This is a genomic window from Lacimicrobium alkaliphilum (assembly GCF_002591895.1).
Lineage (GTDB): Bacteria > Pseudomonadota > Gammaproteobacteria > Enterobacterales > Alteromonadaceae > Lacimicrobium > Lacimicrobium alkaliphilum.
In genome coordinates, this window is record NZ_NISX01000001.1 from 25,456 (window position 1) to 41,800 (window position 16,345).

Sequence of the window (16,345 nt, forward strand, 5' to 3'; positions counted from 1 at the left end):
AATCATTTACAGGGTGAAATGTCAGACATTGCGTTCAGAAACACTCATCTAACGGTATAAATTGCGTTCACCGGGAATATCGCTCAGATACTCAACAAATTCCATTTATTTGAAATACATGGTCTGATTGACAAGACGGCAGTAGTTTTTCCAGAAGTGGCCGAGTCGGCTGGCACGTTCAGGGCGGGTTATTTGGGTTTGCATCGTTTTCTCCTTTTGTTAAGTCCGGGGTTATGCTAGAACCTCAAGTTAAGTTAAGGTAAAGGCTTTTTAAGGAGAAAATATGCAAGCTCAGGATCTCAGTGTCGGGCAGGTGGCAAAGCGCTGTGGTGTCAGGGTATCGGCGTTGCACTTTTATGAAAGCAAAGGATTGATCTACTCCAGTCGCAACAGTGGTAATCAACGCCGCTATAGTGCAGATGTACTGAGAAGAGTGGCGGTGATCAAGGCAGCGCAGAAAATGGGGATTAGCCTGGCAGAAATTGAGCAGGCCTTTTCAGCGTTGCCAAAACACCGAGCCCCGGATAAAAAGGACTGGCAGGCGTTATCCTCTGGCTGGCATAGGCAATTGAGTAACAGAATAGATTATTTGCAGCGCTTGCGGGATTTACTGACCGGCTGCATAGGTTGTGGCTGCCTGTCGATGGGCAAGTGCCCGGTCTATAATCCTGATGATAAACTGGCCCGGCAGGGGCCCGGGCCGGTGATCTTAGACAACAAATAGTTAAGCGCTTGTTACCCGGCTGCCCCATAGATCATATTCATCGGCATGCTCTATGGTGACCCTGACCAGATCACCGGGTTTGAGTTCAGTGTCACCGTTTAAGTACACCATGCCGTCAATTTCCGGGGCATCGGCATAGCTGCGACCGATGGCACCTTCTTCGTCCACTTCATCAATCAATACATCCATCTGCTGGCCGATGCGCTTTTGCAGTTTGGCGGTGCTGATAGCCTGCTGCTTAAGCATAAAGCGTTCATAGCGCTCTTCTTTAACCGATTCCGGCACGGCGTCGGGCAGTTCATTGGCTTTAGCCCCATCCACATCTGAGTACTTAAAGCAGCCCACCCGGTCAAGCTGCGCGGCATCGAGAAAATCCAGCAACATCTGAAAGTCTTCTTCGGTCTCACCGGGGAAGCCAACAATAAAGGTGGAGCGGATCACCAGCTCAGGGCAGATCTCACGCCATTTGAGGATACGGTCAAGGGTACGCTCGGCGGCGGCCGGGCGTTTCATCAGCTTAAGGATTCTGGGGCTGGCATGCTGCAGCGGAATATCCAGGTAGGGCAGTATCTTGCCCGCAGCCATCAGCGGAATCACTTTATCTACCGAAGGGTAGGGGTATACATAATGCAGTCTGACCCAGATTCCCATTTCGCCGAGTTTCTCACACAGCTCTGTCATGCCGGTTTTAACCGGCATACCGTTCCAGAAACCGGTGCGGTTTTTTACATCTACCCCATAGGCACTGGTGTCCTGAGAAATTACCAGTAATTCTCTGACCCCGGCGGCTTTAAGGCGCTGTGCTTCATCGAGCACGTCGCCAACAGGGCGGCTGACCAAATCGCCACGCATTGAGGGAATAATGCAGAAGGTACAGCGATGGTTGCAGCCCTCGGAAATTTTCAGATAAGCAAAGTGCCGCGGCGTGAGTTTAACACCATGGTCAGGCACCAGGTGCTCAAAGGGATTATGTTCAGGCTTGGGCAGGTAGTCATGTACCTGTTCTACCACGGTTTCATAAGCGTGCGGCCCGGTAATGGCCAGTACATTAGGGTGCACTTCACGAATTTCGTCTTCTTTTACGCCCAGGCAGCCGGTCACAATGACCTTGCCGTTTTCGTTAAGGGCTTCGCCTATGGTATCCAGTGACTCCTGCACCGCAGAATCAATAAAGCCACAGGTATTCACGATCACCAGGTCAGCATCGTTGTAGGTATTCACCACATCATAACCCTCGGTGCGCAGCTGAGTGAGAATGCGCTCCGAATCCACCAGATTTTTCGGGCAGCCCAGCGAGATAAAACCGATGCGATTACCGCCGCTGATCTCGACTTCCTGTCCCTGTTTGGCTTGTTCAGACAAGACTTTTTTCGGGGTATCCAGTGTCGTTGTCTGGTTCGGGGGATAGGTCTCTACGGTCATATTGTCTCGCTGGCTTAAAGGCTATGGTTACAGCCCGCTAAACGGGCCGGGAAAAGTCGGCGGATTATACATGAAGGGAAAAGCAATGGCATCCGTATCGCTTAAAAAACACCCAGCGAAACCGTTAGTGTGTAATACCCGTACAATGTATAAAATGTCGATAGTCCATGTGCTGTTTTCAGTAGCGTTATCTGCGATATAAATAAGTCTCAGGCCGGGCAATAACATCCTTTTGCTTCAGAGAACACTGTTGGACCCAAACCCTTTGTATCGATGGTAGATGTCAGCCAGCTTTCAATTAACCCTTTTCCCGCACTGCATCTGAAACCCGTCGAGTAAGGACCAATAAACGTCAGGTTACTCTCGGCATCAAATAAGATAATACTGGGAACTGCAGTAATCCACTGCCTGAGTTCTGTGAATTCGGACAGGTTCAGTGACATTTTGCTGAGAGCCTGATGTACAGAATGAACCTGGTTGCTGGCATTATTGATGTTTTCCCCAGCCTGGGTAGCTGCTGCTGCAGCTGCGGTGGTTTCTTGCGCAGATTCTCCGGATGATGCCGCAATCTGCTGATTAGAAACTGACATTTGCTGTATCGAACTGGCAATGGTATCGACTTGCTGACTGGTTGACCTACTCAGTTCATTGAGACGCTGTTGTTGCTGATAGATAGCACCGGTTGCACCAATCAGTTGCTTTGATACGGAAAAGGATTCGTCGAGTACCTTGCGGATACCACCAATAAGCGTTGAGAATTCTGTCAGACTGGGATCTATGGGCTGTTGAAGATCTATGATTCCCTCACGGTTCAGTATGTCGGAGATACTGTTGCTCAGAAGGAGTGAGGTATGAGCCTCGTTAAAACTGCGTTTGGTGATCACCGCCAATACACCTCCTTCAGCAATAGCAAAGAAGGCATGAAGGAGGAGTATTCCGAATGTCAGATGACCTTCCTCGAAGATGTACACACCCGCGTTGTTACTCTGTAAAAGGAAAAAACTAATATGATGGATCGCAACAGTGGCCGTACTTACAAGAATGGCCTTCCAGTCCCGGTAATAGACTAAAAATGCCAGCAATGTAAAGATTTCGAAATGCACCTCAATAAGACCATAGCTTTGTTGAATATGCAGAGCAGTAAGCAGTTGCACAGCTATCGCGACGGCATAGCGCGTAATCTGTGCCTGTGGCTGAGTGTAAATCAACATAAGTGGCAAAGCCGCAGTAGGAATGCCTATCATCATTGCCCACAACCAGGTGTCAGTGTAAGCAGCAATAGCAAAGGCGACAACAACCTGGGCCACTAATACACCACTGAATACTTTATTGGCTTCGTCTATCCACGGGTAACGCAAATTACTATCTCCCTATTACACTACAACCCACACTGTACGCTAAGAACTAGGTTATAGATCTGATTTATGTCAAGTTTCAGCAACCCGATACAATCCTTTCCAACGAACTTAAGACAGAACTGGCATTTAATGCGGGCAGACAATATTATTCTGTTGAGACCCCTGCAGCACAGACCTATGCATGTAGTGATAAATATCAGCGAATAATCACTGTGGTAAATGATGGAAAAAGACGATTTAAGTAATTTAGAGGCTCTGAACGTACTGATTATTGATGATCAGACTCTGGTGCACGATATTCTCAAGTCAACTTTTTATGATTTGGGGATCCGTACAGTAAAAAGTGCCGAAAACGCCTTTTTTGGTCTGCGCTTATGTGAACAGCAGCGCTTTCACGTGGTGATTTGTGCCTTTAATGTAAAAAGTGACAAAGATGGTTTCCATCTTCTTGAGGAGCTTAAGTTTAAGGGCCATGTGACCAAACGCACGATATTGATTTTTTTAAGCGCTGACACAGATGAGAGTCTGGTCAACAGTATCGCTGAGTTACAACCTGATGACTTCTGGGTCAAGCCGCTGTCACCAGCTCAGGTTAAAAAGCGCCTTCCCCATATACTGGAAGTGAAAAAGACGCTGTATAACATTTATCAGGCTATCGACAATAAAGATTTTGGTAAGGCTATCTACTACGCTGATCGTCACCTGCTTAACCCAGCGCTTTCCAAGTATCAGATGCAACTGTTACGCATGAAAGGGGAGAGCCTTTTGGCTTTGTGCGAGATGGAAGATGCAGAAGCGTATTACCGGGCACTAATGGAGAAGTACACGGCATCCTGGGTGTATCTGGGCTTTATCAGAATACTGCTCAAACAGGACAAAATGGAAGAGATTAAAGAACTGCTGGCGCAACTGACCGACAAAGTTGAGACCCGTTTTGCTACCTATGACTTGCTGGCGCAGTACTATATCGAACGGGAAGACTATGAACAGGCTTACGAAGAAATTAAAAAGGCCGCAGAGCTGGCGCCCCGCAATATAGAACGTAATAAAAAGCTCTGGGATCTGGCCCGCCTGACCCACGATCATCAGGGGCAATACAAGGCCACCCAGGCGATGGCCAAATACGCCAAAAATTCCATTCATGACTCTCCCGCATTGCTGTTCAATGTAATTCGTTCAGGTATCGACCTGGCCTGTACTCTCACGGGTGAGGCCTCACTCAAAATTCTTAAACAGTCAGAACGTTATATTACCGACCTGGAAAATAACTATGGCGGGAACGATGATTTCAAAGAGCAATTGGTGGTGGTTAAAGCCAGGGTTCACAATGCAAGGGAAGAGCGAGATCGGGCCGAACGGATTGTAGATACCCATGTAACGCTCAAGGCAACGCCGTCGGTGGAGGATAATCTGGACAAGGTCAAAGTATTCCATGAACTGGGCCGTCGTGAAGAAGCTATCACTCTTTTAGACAAGGTGAAGAAACAAATTGGCGGTGATGGTCTCACCAGTCAGGTGGTGGGCAAGTATATCGAGCAGGAAACCTCTGAGCGGGAAGAAGTTCACTTTACCCCCAAACAGCTCAACAGCATGGCGGTGGAATTATTTAAAAAGAATAAAAAAGTGCCGGCCCTGAAGTCTCTTGAACAGGCATTGCAGCTGACGCCCAGGAACGTGCGTGTGTCTCTGAGTATTCTCAAAGTACTGGTGGCTATTCACCGGGACGAAGGGCTGGATGCCGACCAGCTTGAGCTTGCAGCCCGTACTCTGGATATTCTTAGCAAGAGCAAGCTGGATGAAAATCAGCAGAAAGCCTTTAATGATTTTGTGAAGGAATTGCCCCAAAGTGAGCCCAGTGAGGCTCAGTCAGAGACTGTCCGAGCTCAGCTTAACAGTTAAAAAATATTTTACAGGTGATGCTTGTCGTGCGCTGTTCAGGCACGACATCTTCTATTTTCTCGCTTTAATAAGATAGTAATAAATGCGGCTGATAATGGAGAAATAAGTCAGCAGCGACGTCGTCTGATTTTATCATCAGCGACAAGACAGAGACATGATCTCAGTAATTTTCTCCACTTATAACTCCCCTGAATGGATGGAAAAAACCCTGTGGGGTCTGCACTATCAGACCTGTCAGGATTTCGAAGTGATCATCGCCGACGATGGCTCCGGGGAAGAAACAGCCAGGCGTATAACGTCTTTTAAACAGCAAAGCAGTTGCAAAATAAAACATGTCTGGCAGCCTGATGCGGGATTTCAGAAAACCCGGATACTGAACAAAGCCCTGTTACAATCCGAAGGTGATTATATTGTTTTTACCGACGGCGATTGCATCTTACGCAAGGACTTTCTCGAGGCTCATCTTCATTACCGTCAGCCGGGTTATTTCTTATCCGGTGGATATTTTAAGTTACCTATGCATATCAGTCAGGCAATCAGCCATCGCCAGCGGCCGGGCATTTGAGCTGGAATGGCTGATTGCACATGGCCTTAAAAAAACACATAAGATGATGAAACTCGGTACCTGGGGAGCGGTTGCCAGAATACTTAATATTATGACGCCAACCAAAGCCACCTGGAACGGACATAATGCGTCCGGCTGGCGGAAGGATATTTTTGCGGCCAATGGTTTCGATGAACGTATGCAATATGGTGGTGAAGATCGTGAACTTGGCGAAAGGCTGTTTAACCGCGGTATTAAATCAAAGCAAATTCGTTATTCCGCTATATGCTTACACCTTGATCATGCCAGAAGCTATGTTAAACCACAGATGCTGATAAAAAATAAAGCCATCCGTGAGCATACCCGAGTTAAAAACGTGCTCAGAACGCCTTATGGTATTGAGAAACTGGCTTAGAAAAACAGCTGTTATCTGATCAGAACATGGGCGTAAACCCGCTCCATTTCGCGGCCAAACTGGTTGATTCCATAACCGGCGGCCATCGATTCTGCATGGCCGGAAAGGGTTTGTCTCAGCTCATCATCTTCAAGCAGTCGTTTAACACAATCAGCCCATGCAGCACTGTTATGCATGGTTTTAAAGCCGGTTTTACCGTTAATAACAAAGTCGTCAATACCACTTGCGCGTATTGCCACCACAGGCATACCACTTGCCATGGCTTCAAGTATAACCATGCCCTGAGTTTCTGAGGTTGACGCAAATACAAACAGATTACCGAGACTGAAGTAAACGGGCATTTTTTCCGGTGGTACTGAACCTGCAAAAATAATGCGGTCCTGTAAGCCCAGTTCAGCAGTGAGCTGGCGCAATTGCTCTTGCTGAGGGCCATCACCAATCAGTATCAGCCTGAATTTTCTGGTACAGGTTTGATTAAGTCCTGCCAGTGCGTTGAGCATAAACCCGATGTTCTTCTCTTCACTTAATCTGGAAACACTCAGCAGAACCAGATCATCCTTGTCGATTCCCAAATCAGCTTGCAGCGCGGCTTTGTCCTGTTCAGCCTGCCTGCTGAATTTATCGGTTTCAATACCGGTGGGTACAACGAATACCGGTGTTTTCACACCGATCATACGCAGGTAATGTTCGGATGCGTCTGAGGGCACCACAACCGCATCACACTTATTGCCCAGGCGCCGTACTAACAAGTGAGAAAGAAAGTTGCGGAAAAGCGCGTCTGGTAAGGGCACATTATGAGAATAATGCTCAAGTCTGGTGTGGTAAGTATAAATAACCGGTACTTTTAGCCACTTTGCTGCCAGAAGTCCCAGTGTACCCATCCAGAACGGATGGTGAATATGGATTACGTCGGGCGAAAATCCGCGTATTTTTCTGATTGCGGTCAAAGAAAACAGATTCGGCACCACAATGCCTCTTCCGGGAGCGCTTTTCCAGATGCAGGGGAGTCGGAAAATGTTTTCATCATCCCCGACTTTTTCCTCCTGTTTGTATTTTGGGGCGAAAATCATCGTTTTGTGCCCGAGTTTACGCAACGCTCCCGACAATCGCTGGATGGATATCGGTACCCCTCCGATAAACGGCAAATAATTGTTGGTAAACATCGCGACATTGATCCGTCGCTTCAGTTTCGGCTCAGAAGGGCGGTTGAAGTCAGGGTAATAGTCGCGCTCTTCAAACAGCAATGAATGTAGCCAGAAGGCACTGAGTACCAGCACGCTGACAAGGAGCAGGTAATTCAGATAGCCTACATAGAACAGTGAGTGGATAAAAAACCAGATACTTTCAAGGATCCGAAAAAACCGATGCTGCCCGACATCTAATTTTACCGGCTCAATTTGTACCTGATTTTGTTCAACACGGACCTGTACGAAGTGATAAAAGCTCTGTTCATCACTGAACACCAACCCTCCGGCACCCCCTGTGACAATAAAGGGGGTGTTGTTGGTTTTCTGTTCAGAATACAGTGGCAGGTTTGCCGAGAAAACCGCTTTGACTTTCGGGCTGTTAAGCTGCGGAGAGATAAGCTCGCGGAAGCTCTGCTCGGCAAGGTAATCATCATCAAAGTCAAAAATACCGGTGTTGGTTACCGGGAGCAGAGGATGGCCAACAAAAATGAAAACATTGTCGTTTGGGGCGACTTCAAGCTCTTCCTCCAGCCAGCGTGCCTGCCACCGGTAAGAGGTTTTCCCGGAGCTGTCGAGAAAAATAAAGCGGCTGTTTGCACCTGAAAAAGCAAAAACATAGGGTCCATAATGGTCATAATAGCGGTAGCTTCCAAAGGTATTGTGTTCATTTTCACCAAAGGTCAATAAATAGGGTTTTTGCAGATGACTCAGGGTGCCATGCAGTGCACGGTATTTGTCTTCACCACCACTGCTGACCGCGTTGCCTGCAGAAACAACAAAATCCACATTACTCTGATTTAACTCAGGGATGATTTTGCGTTCAAAGACACCGATAGAATTGTTGATATTGCCGACTACAGCGAAACTGAAGTTTTCCCTGCCGTTCAACACTGATTCGATATTTTCAATCTGATCTGCATGTACGGCACCATAATCCACATCGGTCACATAGAGATAAATCTTGTAAAAAATAACCAGAAACAACACCAGCATATTCAGATAGAAGAGTGCTTTGTATAATGACGTACTCATTCTTTAGCCTTTTTGCAGAATAGCTCATGCAATATAACCGGGATACCGATTAACATGCCCAGGTAGATTGTCAGAAAACGCCAGATCAGAATAATTCCGACAAGTTCTGAGGTGCTCAGCAGGTCGGTAAAAAACAGACCGAACAGCCCTTCAGCAAACCCTGCACCGCCCGGGGATGGGGCGAAATACATCAGGCTGGTTTGTATTGCTACCAGACCCGTTGTTGCCAGATAGCCTGCATCGTATCCGGATCCCCACAAAAGAAGACAGGGAAAAGAAAACAGTGAGAGCAGAAAAACCGCGGTAAAAAACACAGATAAGATAATATCTCTGCGGTTCCTGAGGTAGCAATGTTCCAGGCTGTGTGAAAATCTCACCGTTTCCCTGAGTACCTGACGCTTTCGCCGGTTGGCACTCTGAGCGCTGACAAGGCGGATCTTAATCAGTACTCCTGCAATCCTGTCGATGACATTTAACAGCCATCTCAGGCGGAATAACATAATCAGAAAGCAGGCAATATAGGTCAGCGCAACTATGGATAAGAGCCATCCTGCTCCTGTCATCACCGCATTGTTGTCAAAGAACGGAAGATTCATTACCAGTAGGGGGATGGGAAGAAAAATCAGGGCCATGGCAATAAAAGTGCGGACTGTTGTCGCCGCTGTTGCGGTGCCAACAGGGATATTTAATCGCCGAAGATACCAGATCTGAGCGAAACCACCTCCGGTAGCCAGCGGGGTGATATTTGAAAACAGCATATTAATAAAGGTGATTTTTATTCTGTGTCGCCATTTAAGCTGGTGACCGGATGCCTTAAGGATGTAACTCAGTCTCAGGGCATCGCTGGTGAAGTAGATCAGTATCAACACAAAGACACTTAACATCACCGGCCAGGAGTACAGCATAGGATTAATTGAGATCGACTGAGCATCGACCTTATAAAAGATCAGCAACGGAACACCAATGCTTAACCCAACAAATAATACCGCTGAATAAATCCAGCGTACTGTATGCCGGCGCAGAGGTGACTCTGGCACAGAATCTGTCATCGTTTCACTCCGGTAAACCGAATCACCGGAGGCTCCATTGACCAGATAACCACTCTGGTAGCAGGTGTGACCAGCATGACGATCGCGGTGAAACGATCAGTAGTCGGGATGTTGTAGCCATTCTTTTCCGTGCTTTCATACAGAGCCGCTGTGCACCTTGTGTTTGTAGGGCTGCCAAAGGCAAAATGATAGCGAATATCTTTTGGTCTAACCAACATCAATTATCTATGCGGATTGGTATTAGTCCCAACAGACAAGTGTATGCGTATTCGTTCAGTTATTGCTGGTGCAGGTGTACAAGTCAGGAGTTTAGTTAAACTCTTGTAGCCAGCGACTAAGCCGATTTCTCACTCTGTTATCAAGCAACAGGCCCATATGGCTGATAGTAACAAATCTCACTCTGGTGCTGTGATCTAATAAGGCACGGTTCACGGGATAGACGACTAAATCATTAACCGAAGCAATGGTCATGACCGGCAGTTCCGGGGCCAACTGACTGAATGCCGGCAACTGATGCAGCAGCGGGCTTTGCGGATGAAACAGTTCCTTCAGCCAGGGCAGGGTGAAATCGCCTACTGCCTGGGTTCCATGGTGGGGAGTGCCAAGGGTAATGACGGATTTGATGCGGTGCTTATCCTGTGGGTAGTGTTGCAATAACATTCGGCAAACCAGCCCGCCCATTGAGTGAGCGAGAAGATGTACCGGTTGCTGCTGATTATTGGTAAAGGTTTGTGCCAATGCCTGATGCAGGCTGTCCACGTATTTTCTCAGGTCTACGTAGGGTCGCCCCAGACTGACACTGTAAGTAGCAAAACCCGCTTGTTCCAGATACCGTCTCAGTCCCCAGAAGCAACTGCCGTTCATATGAAACCCATGTACGCAGAGTACCGCTGGTTTATCAGCCGCTGATGGTTTATGCAGACCATTCTTATTACTTTTAAAAATCAGCCAGAAGCTCATCAGCACCACAGCCCGCATGACTTCAGCATAGAAAAGCCAAAGTTGCCCGGGACTCAGCTTATAAAAGGGCAGGTTACTGCGGGCATAGAAGCGTTTGACCCGGATATATAACGACACAATGGCTACCGCATAGCTCATAGCAATGATCACAGGCAGACTCACAACAATAAGTGTCAGATAAAACAGCATGGGCCTGATACTTCTCCTGAAAAATGAGTGGGATAACAGCTATTTTGTCTTATATTTCTGATAATTCGCCAGTTATTGTGATCTGCGTTGATTTTGCAAAATCAATACAATCATGCTGTTAATCGCTATGGCGCTATAGTGCTGCATTCTATTTTAATGGGCACAGGAGTTAAAGCGCCCACCGCAGCAACCCCTGAAATAGAAAGAGTTATGCTGAGTCAGGATTCAGCGCCAGGTAGGAAATCCGGAGGATCTTCAAGCGGCTATTCACCATTCCGATACGGCTATGTATCAGGCTAAGTGCCGCGGCAAAAATCAGGTGGCCAGGGGCAAAAAAACATGACCAGTGAAAAGACCACCTGAGAGACTCTGAAAGTTTAATTCTCTATGCCGAAGGGCAGGTTGATATAACTGCAGCGCTGCTGTCCTTTATTATCAGATAGACTAAAAAGGGTATCCTCAGTGGGCATCGCAACATAGGCGATATTATCAAGACTCCAGTTAAGCGGCTCCTGAGTCCCGCAGTTATGACTGAGCAACCGGCGCCAGACGCCTTCCTCCAGCACCGGAGTCACGTTTATCCTGTCAGTAACAACGTTGCCGGCGAGCTCAAAACGTAATTGTTTTTCTTGTGTATCAAAGGCGAACCTGTCGCCATGATTAAGGTAATGGCTGCTTGCTACCAGTTGTCGCTTGTTGCCCTGCAGTTTATAGATACCGCTTTGGCTGTCTGTAACAAACACACCGCCCTGACCGATCACTTCCATCTTTATGTTTGTGCCTGTGGTATTCACCAGCAACGCAGTGGCTTCATCGACACCAAAACCGAATCGGGTACCGGTATAGGTGCTCAGTAGGGCAAGACGGGCTTCTCTGTCACGCTCGGAAAAATGGGTATCCAGTATGCCTAAGTTAAACAGGCCACTGCCACCCCCGGCCCGATAGGTAAGATCTGAGCCTTGCAAACCGTTACAGCATTTACTGTCGTCAGCGCACCTGGTGCCTGGCGGTGGAGTCGCAAAGGGGCCTCTGGCAAAAGCGGTAGCCGAATCGCCATTTGAGATCATTGGCACCGGACGGTTGGCGAATACCCCGCCTGATTGCACTGCAGTGCCGGCGCTGGTACCCCCAACAACCAGTTTGCCCCCAGCCATTTGCTGTTTGATCAGTTGCAGTTCTTTGCTGTCAGTACCCTCTTCATTTAATAGAGCGGCCAGGGTCAGACTCTGGTCGCCACCGTTAAAGAAGACCCCCTGTACCTGACGTATCTGTTGATAAAGCTGTTGCGGATCCTGGCAAACTGACTTTTGTAGTGCGGTACGATTGGGGTAGATCGCCTCGCGGTTAAAACTGCCATTGGCGGCACGGATATCAGTCAGCTTTTCACAACCGGCAAAGCCTTTTTCTTCCAGGTTTCTGGCCTGTTGATAGCTTTTATCCAGCGGCAGCCAGATCACCTCGGCACCGGCCTCCTTAAACACTGACTGATAAAAATCGGCCACTTCAAAAGGATCGCGACTGGAGGCTGTTATCACAGCTATGCGGGGAGTTGTATCCTGTTTCTCCAGTCGTGCTTTGGCCATTTCTACGAAGCGATGGTAGACAGCTCTGGAGTGCGGGTTCTTGTTCTGAGCCAGGTCTGTCACCTCGGTTTTTCTGTTACCCCTATCATCAAGCTGGCGAATTTCGAAGAAATCCAGCATGGCATAGTACAGCCTGTCCGGAATTTCCTGATAAAACAGAGAGCCATTCAGATTACTGTAATTCACCCTGGAAAAGGCATCACGCAGATCGCCACTGGTCAGGCTTTTATTCTGCAGCTTTGCATAAATATTCTTAATCACCCGGGAAAAGTCTGCCCGGTAGTCCTCTGGCTGATGTAAAAAAGGAGCAGAACTGAGCAATGATTGAACAGCGTTCTCAGTGATCTGATACAAAGACTGTTGTTTATGCTGTTGTGAAAAGCTGCTGTCCAGACAGTTTTTCTGGCTAAAACTCGAACAGGTGGAAAGGCCGCCCCCCACCAACACAAGATTGTAATTATCTTCGAAAATCACTCTGTTTTCGTCGGATTTGTCCGTATTTTCACCGACGTTTGCCCAACCGGTGCAAGAGAACATAAGCGCGATAACCGCGGGCAGTGCAGACATTTGCATAGCAGAAATTCCTGGTTCAGAAGGTTAAATTTTTGTTGACATGCTTTTACGCTAAAGGTAATTCTAATAGGGTGTCAATCAGATTGTGGCAGCGCATAAAAGCGCGGTAATCGCATAAATATTGGCCTGGTACTGTTAACCAAAACGAAGTGATTATGTTGAAAAAAGCGGTCAACCTGACCAGTTATCATTACAACAGCTTCTATTTGTCCGAGTGGTTCGACGAATAGCCAACCTCCTTTCTCTTTAGGTGAATCGGAGCGGCATCCTGCTGCCTGAAACCACCATCCAGGAAACTCAATCAATTATTAGAAAAATGCTGACAGGGCACGTCTGTTTTTTGTGGCGTTGATCCGTCCGGCATAGCAACAACAGGGTAATTATCATGAAAATCAACAGATTGCATACGGCCATTTGTATTGGCCTGGGTTTGGGCATGACAGGCGTTGCCAACGCACAGGAAACGGACAGCGAACAGAGTGTAGAAAAAATTCAGATCACCGGTTCACATATTCGCGGTGTGGATATGGAAGGCGCACAACCGCTGACGATTATCAGTGCCGAAGACATTAAGAAATCTGGCGCAAGCAGCGTATTTGAACTGATGCGCACTATTTCTCAGACCCGCGGCGGTGAAGGCTCATTTTCGACCTCTGAAAGTGGTGCTACATCCACATCCACTCCGGCCGGGCAGGCAGCTGCATCCCTGCGTGGCCTTGGTCCTTCAGCAACCCTGACGCTGATCAATGGCCGTCGTATTGCTGCCAGCTCTTTTGCCTCCGGCACCCAGAACTTTGTGGATATCAACAGTATTCCGCTTGCCGCCATTGAGCGCATCGAAGTACTGGCCACCGGTGCTTCCGCTACCTACGGTGCCGATGCCGTGGCCGGGGTAATTAACTATATTCTGAAAAAAGATTATCAGGGTGCTGAGCTTAACGTTTCATACGGTAACAGCACTGCCAGCTCCGATGAGGGCAAGGCCAACATCAACTTTATCTGGGGTGATGAAGTCGGGGGCGGTGATTTAATGGTGTTTGCCGATTACTATGATCGCAAGGACTTTAAAGCCACAGATCGCAGCTATACCCGGGACCCTGTGCTGCAAAGCAGTTACTCCTATCTGTCAAAAACCCCCAATATTTACTATAACTCCTCGAATGTTCAGGATGAAGACGGCAACTATCTGGAGATTGCTAACCCAAATTGTCAGACCGAGCTGGTCAGAACGGAATTTGGCGAAGATATCTGTGCCTATTATGGTAATGGGGATGACTGGCTGGAAACACCGCTGGAAAGCCTCTCCACAGGTTTTAGTTACAACAAGGATTTTGGTGATCTGAACTGGAAAACCGACTTTTTCTACACTAATACCAAGTCCACCTCTTACTCGACGCCGGCACCGATTAATCAGATAGATGATTCTGAGGGGCCGTTTACCTCTGAGACAGCTATTGATATTTACCCCGATGAAATTCGCGATCGCCTGCTTGACGATATTTACTTCCAGCGTTTCGATACCCCGGCGGGTCAAAGTATCTGGGGCTTCAGATTTGATGGCCGCTTTGAAGATCCCCGTACCATAGAGATAGAAACCGATTCCTTCCGTCTGGTGTCCGGTTTGCAGGGCATGGTCGGCGAATGGGAGTGGGAATCCGCCGTAACCCTGTCTAAATCTGAGTCAGAACAGGTAGCCACTGCCGGCATCTACAACAGATATAAATATCATGCAGCGATTGCTGGTGAGCTTTGCTCAAATGGCAATATCGCCAATTATAATGCTGATACTGACACGTTAAGCTGTTCCGGTGGCGAGTTGCTGGGCATGTACAACCCCTTTGCCCGGAATGATGCTCAGAACGATGCGATTTTAGCGCAGGCCCAGGAAATGCCGACCCGCGATGGTGAAAGTACCGTATACGGCTGGGATCTGCGTTTTTCCGGCGATCTGATGGAATTTAATAACGATGTGATTCGCTCCGCCTTCGGTCTTGAATTCCGCAGGGAAGAAATCACCGATGTACCGTCATTAAATGCCCGTGCCCGCTTTGAAAACGACTACCTGGTGGATGTGTTCGGCTTTGGCTCCAGCTTGTCTGAAGCGGATCGTACGCAATGGGGCGCTTTTGCTGAATTCCATATTCCGCTGACAGAGCAACTGGAAATGCAACTGGCCGGTCGTTACGACGATTACAATGACTTTGGTGACAGCTTTAATCCCAAGGTGTCGATGATTTACCGTCCAACTGATGACCTGGTGATGCGTGCCTCCTGGGCCACCTCTTTCAGAGCGCCATCACTGACCCAGGCAGGTGTCAAGCTGCGTACCACTCGCGCCTCTTTTGATTGTTCCGCTAACCAGGCGGTAGCGGATCTCTACTGTGAAGGCTTCGGTGACTTGCGTGGCAACAACGTGCTGGAGCTGGGTAATCCGGACCTGCAGGCAGAAGAATCTGATTCTGTCAGTGTCGGTTTTGCCTGGAGTCCTGCCCGCAATACCACAATCACCCTGGATTACTGGCGCTTCGACCATGAAAAACTGGTGGATACGGATATGACCGGGGTACTGGATCGGGCTATCAGTGATGCGTCACTGCGCCACTGTGGTCTGGTACCAGAGGGTGAGATGGGGATTTCCTACGATCCGGATCTGTGCCTGGTTACGGATATGGCGGGTCTGACCATTGAGCAGGATGGAGCCAACTTAAGCGAAATTCTGGATGCCTGGGTGGACTTCGATCAGCCACGTTTTGAAGAACTGCCGCTGAATCGTGATCATGTACTGCTGCTTGAAAATACCGGCAATCAGACCGTCAGTGGTCTGGATCTGGCTTTCGATCATAAGTTTGAATTCAGCGGCGGCGATCTGTCCCTGCAATTCGATGCCACCCATTACATCAGTTTCGAACGCAACAAGCCCGGCTCCGATGAAATAGAAGAACTGATCGGTACCTGGCGCTATCCTGAGAATATTGCCAGCCTGGGTCTGTTCTGGGATACAGACGACTGGTTTGCCGGTGTAACCGCCTATTACACGGATTCTTACGCCGATGATATCCAGCGCCTGCGTGGCCGTGAAATCGACGAGCTCGATAGTCTTGGTGAACTGAACGCGGACGGGGAGCGCGATGTCAGTGCCTGGACCACGGTGCGTTTAAGCACAGGGTATGAGTTTGACAATGCCAGTGTCAGCCTGTCAATCGACAACCTGTTTGATCGCGAGCCACCCCGTGCATATGGATCTGCCCGAGGGTTTGATTCCATTAATCACGATGCTTTTGGCACCACTTACCGTGTATCCTTGAGTTATTTCTTTTAATCCGATTGATATAGCTCACGGCGGCGGGGCATCAGCCCCGCTTGCTTTTGGTTTATCCAGTTATTGGCTGAACCCTCAGTCAGGTGGTGTT

Annotated in this window: 11 protein-coding genes; 5 read left to right on the forward strand and 6 right to left on the reverse strand. The window is 48.2% G+C overall.

Going from position 1 to position 16,345, the window contains the following annotated elements; all coding sequences use genetic code 11:
• The first annotated feature begins 283 nt into the window (after window positions 1–283).
• A complete protein-coding gene (gene soxR, locus CDA54_RS00130) occupies window positions 284–724 on the forward strand; it encodes a redox-sensitive transcriptional activator SoxR (RefSeq protein ID WP_099032975.1) in 441 nt (146 codons plus the stop codon).
• Here soxR and rimO read toward each other — a convergent pair whose 3' ends face one another.
• Together rimO and CDA54_RS00140 are read right to left on the reverse strand one after the other, a co-directional pair.
• A complete protein-coding gene (gene rimO, locus CDA54_RS00135) occupies window positions 725–2,146 on the reverse strand; it encodes a 30S ribosomal protein S12 methylthiotransferase RimO (RefSeq protein WP_099032976.1) in 1,422 nt (473 codons plus the stop codon). It lies immediately after the preceding gene.
• A gap of 209 nt (window positions 2,147–2,355) precedes the next feature.
• Entirely contained in the window at window positions 2,356–3,504 is a 1,149-nt protein-coding gene (locus CDA54_RS00140; protein WP_099032977.1) for a DUF6436 domain-containing protein, read from the reverse strand.
• Between the two features lie 219 nt (window positions 3,505–3,723).
• Here CDA54_RS00140 and CDA54_RS00145 point away from each other — a divergent pair, with 219 nt between their 5' ends.
• The 3 genes from CDA54_RS00145 (at window position 3,724) to CDA54_RS19800 (ending at window position 6,362) form a co-directional block, all read left to right on the forward strand.
• A complete protein-coding gene (locus CDA54_RS00145; RefSeq protein ID WP_099032978.1) occupies window positions 3,724–5,403 on the forward strand; it encodes a response regulator in 1,680 nt (559 codons plus the stop codon).
• A 154-nt stretch (window positions 5,404–5,557) separates the two neighbouring features.
• The gene (locus tag CDA54_RS19795; protein ID WP_229748055.1) at window positions 5,558–5,968 is read left to right on the forward strand and encodes a glycosyltransferase; all 411 of its coding nucleotides are present in this window, start codon (window positions 5,558–5,560) and stop codon (window positions 5,966–5,968) included.
• Between the two features lie 43 nt (window positions 5,969–6,011).
• The gene (locus CDA54_RS19800) at window positions 6,012–6,362 is read left to right on the forward strand and encodes a glycosyltransferase family protein (protein WP_229748054.1); all 351 of its coding nucleotides are present in this window, start codon (window positions 6,012–6,014) and stop codon (window positions 6,360–6,362) included.
• Window positions 6,363–6,373: 11 nt separating this feature from the next.
• On the opposite strand, the gene CDA54_RS00155 is transcribed toward CDA54_RS19800, so the two are convergent.
• The 4 genes from CDA54_RS00155 to CDA54_RS00170 all read right to left on the reverse strand — a co-directional run bounded on the left by CDA54_RS00155 (window position 6,374) and on the right by CDA54_RS00170 (window position 12,935).
• Window positions 6,374–8,581, reverse strand: a complete 2,208-nt coding sequence (locus CDA54_RS00155) for a glycosyltransferase (RefSeq protein WP_099032979.1) — start codon at window positions 8,579–8,581, stop codon at window positions 6,374–6,376.
• Complete coding sequence (locus CDA54_RS00160; protein WP_099032980.1) at window positions 8,578–9,630, reverse strand: lysylphosphatidylglycerol synthase transmembrane domain-containing protein; 1,053 nt, start codon at window positions 9,628–9,630, stop codon at window positions 8,578–8,580. The genes CDA54_RS00155 and CDA54_RS00160 overlap by 4 nt, the downstream gene beginning before the upstream one ends.
• Window positions 9,631–9,939: 309 nt before the next feature.
• A complete protein-coding gene (locus CDA54_RS00165; RefSeq protein ID WP_099032981.1) occupies window positions 9,940–10,779 on the reverse strand; it encodes an esterase/lipase family protein in 840 nt (279 codons plus the stop codon).
• A gap of 377 nt (window positions 10,780–11,156) precedes the next feature.
• Window positions 11,157–12,935, reverse strand: coding sequence for a cyanophycinase (locus CDA54_RS00170; protein WP_099032982.1), 1,779 nt, complete (start codon window positions 12,933–12,935; stop codon window positions 11,157–11,159).
• 385 nt (window positions 12,936–13,320) lie between these two features.
• Between CDA54_RS00170 and CDA54_RS00175 the strand changes: the two genes are divergently transcribed.
• Window positions 13,321–16,254, forward strand: a complete 2,934-nt coding sequence (locus tag CDA54_RS00175; protein WP_180237066.1) for a TonB-dependent receptor domain-containing protein — start codon at window positions 13,321–13,323, stop codon at window positions 16,252–16,254.
• Window positions 16,255–16,345 lie beyond the last annotated feature (91 nt).

Excerpts from the sequence above, each read along its gene's own strand:
- soxR (WP_099032975.1), top strand. The coding sequence starts at position 284 with ATGCAAGCTCAGGATCTCAGTGTCGGGCAGGTGGCAAAGCGCTGTGGT.
- rimO (WP_099032976.1), bottom strand. The coding sequence starts at position 2,146 with ATGACCGTAGAGACCTATCCCCCGAACCAGACAACGACACTGGATACC.
- CDA54_RS00145 (WP_099032978.1), top strand. The coding sequence starts at position 3,724 with ATGATGGAAAAAGACGATTTAAGTAATTTAGAGGCTCTGAACGTACTG.
- CDA54_RS19795 (WP_229748055.1), top strand. The coding sequence starts at position 5,558 with ATGATCTCAGTAATTTTCTCCACTTATAACTCCCCTGAATGGATGGAA.
- CDA54_RS19800 (WP_229748054.1), top strand. The coding sequence starts at position 6,012 with ATGATGAAACTCGGTACCTGGGGAGCGGTTGCCAGAATACTTAATATT.
- CDA54_RS00155 (WP_099032979.1), bottom strand. The coding sequence starts at position 8,581 with ATGAGTACGTCATTATACAAAGCACTCTTCTATCTGAATATGCTGGTG.
- CDA54_RS00160 (WP_099032980.1), bottom strand. The coding sequence starts at position 9,630 with ATGACAGATTCTGTGCCAGAGTCACCTCTGCGCCGGCATACAGTACGC.
- CDA54_RS00165 (WP_099032981.1), bottom strand. The coding sequence starts at position 10,779 with ATGCTGTTTTATCTGACACTTATTGTTGTGAGTCTGCCTGTGATCATT.
- CDA54_RS00170 (WP_099032982.1), bottom strand. The coding sequence starts at position 12,935 with ATGCAAATGTCTGCACTGCCCGCGGTTATCGCGCTTATGTTCTCTTGC.
- CDA54_RS00175 (WP_180237066.1), top strand. The coding sequence starts at position 13,321 with ATGAAAATCAACAGATTGCATACGGCCATTTGTATTGGCCTGGGTTTG.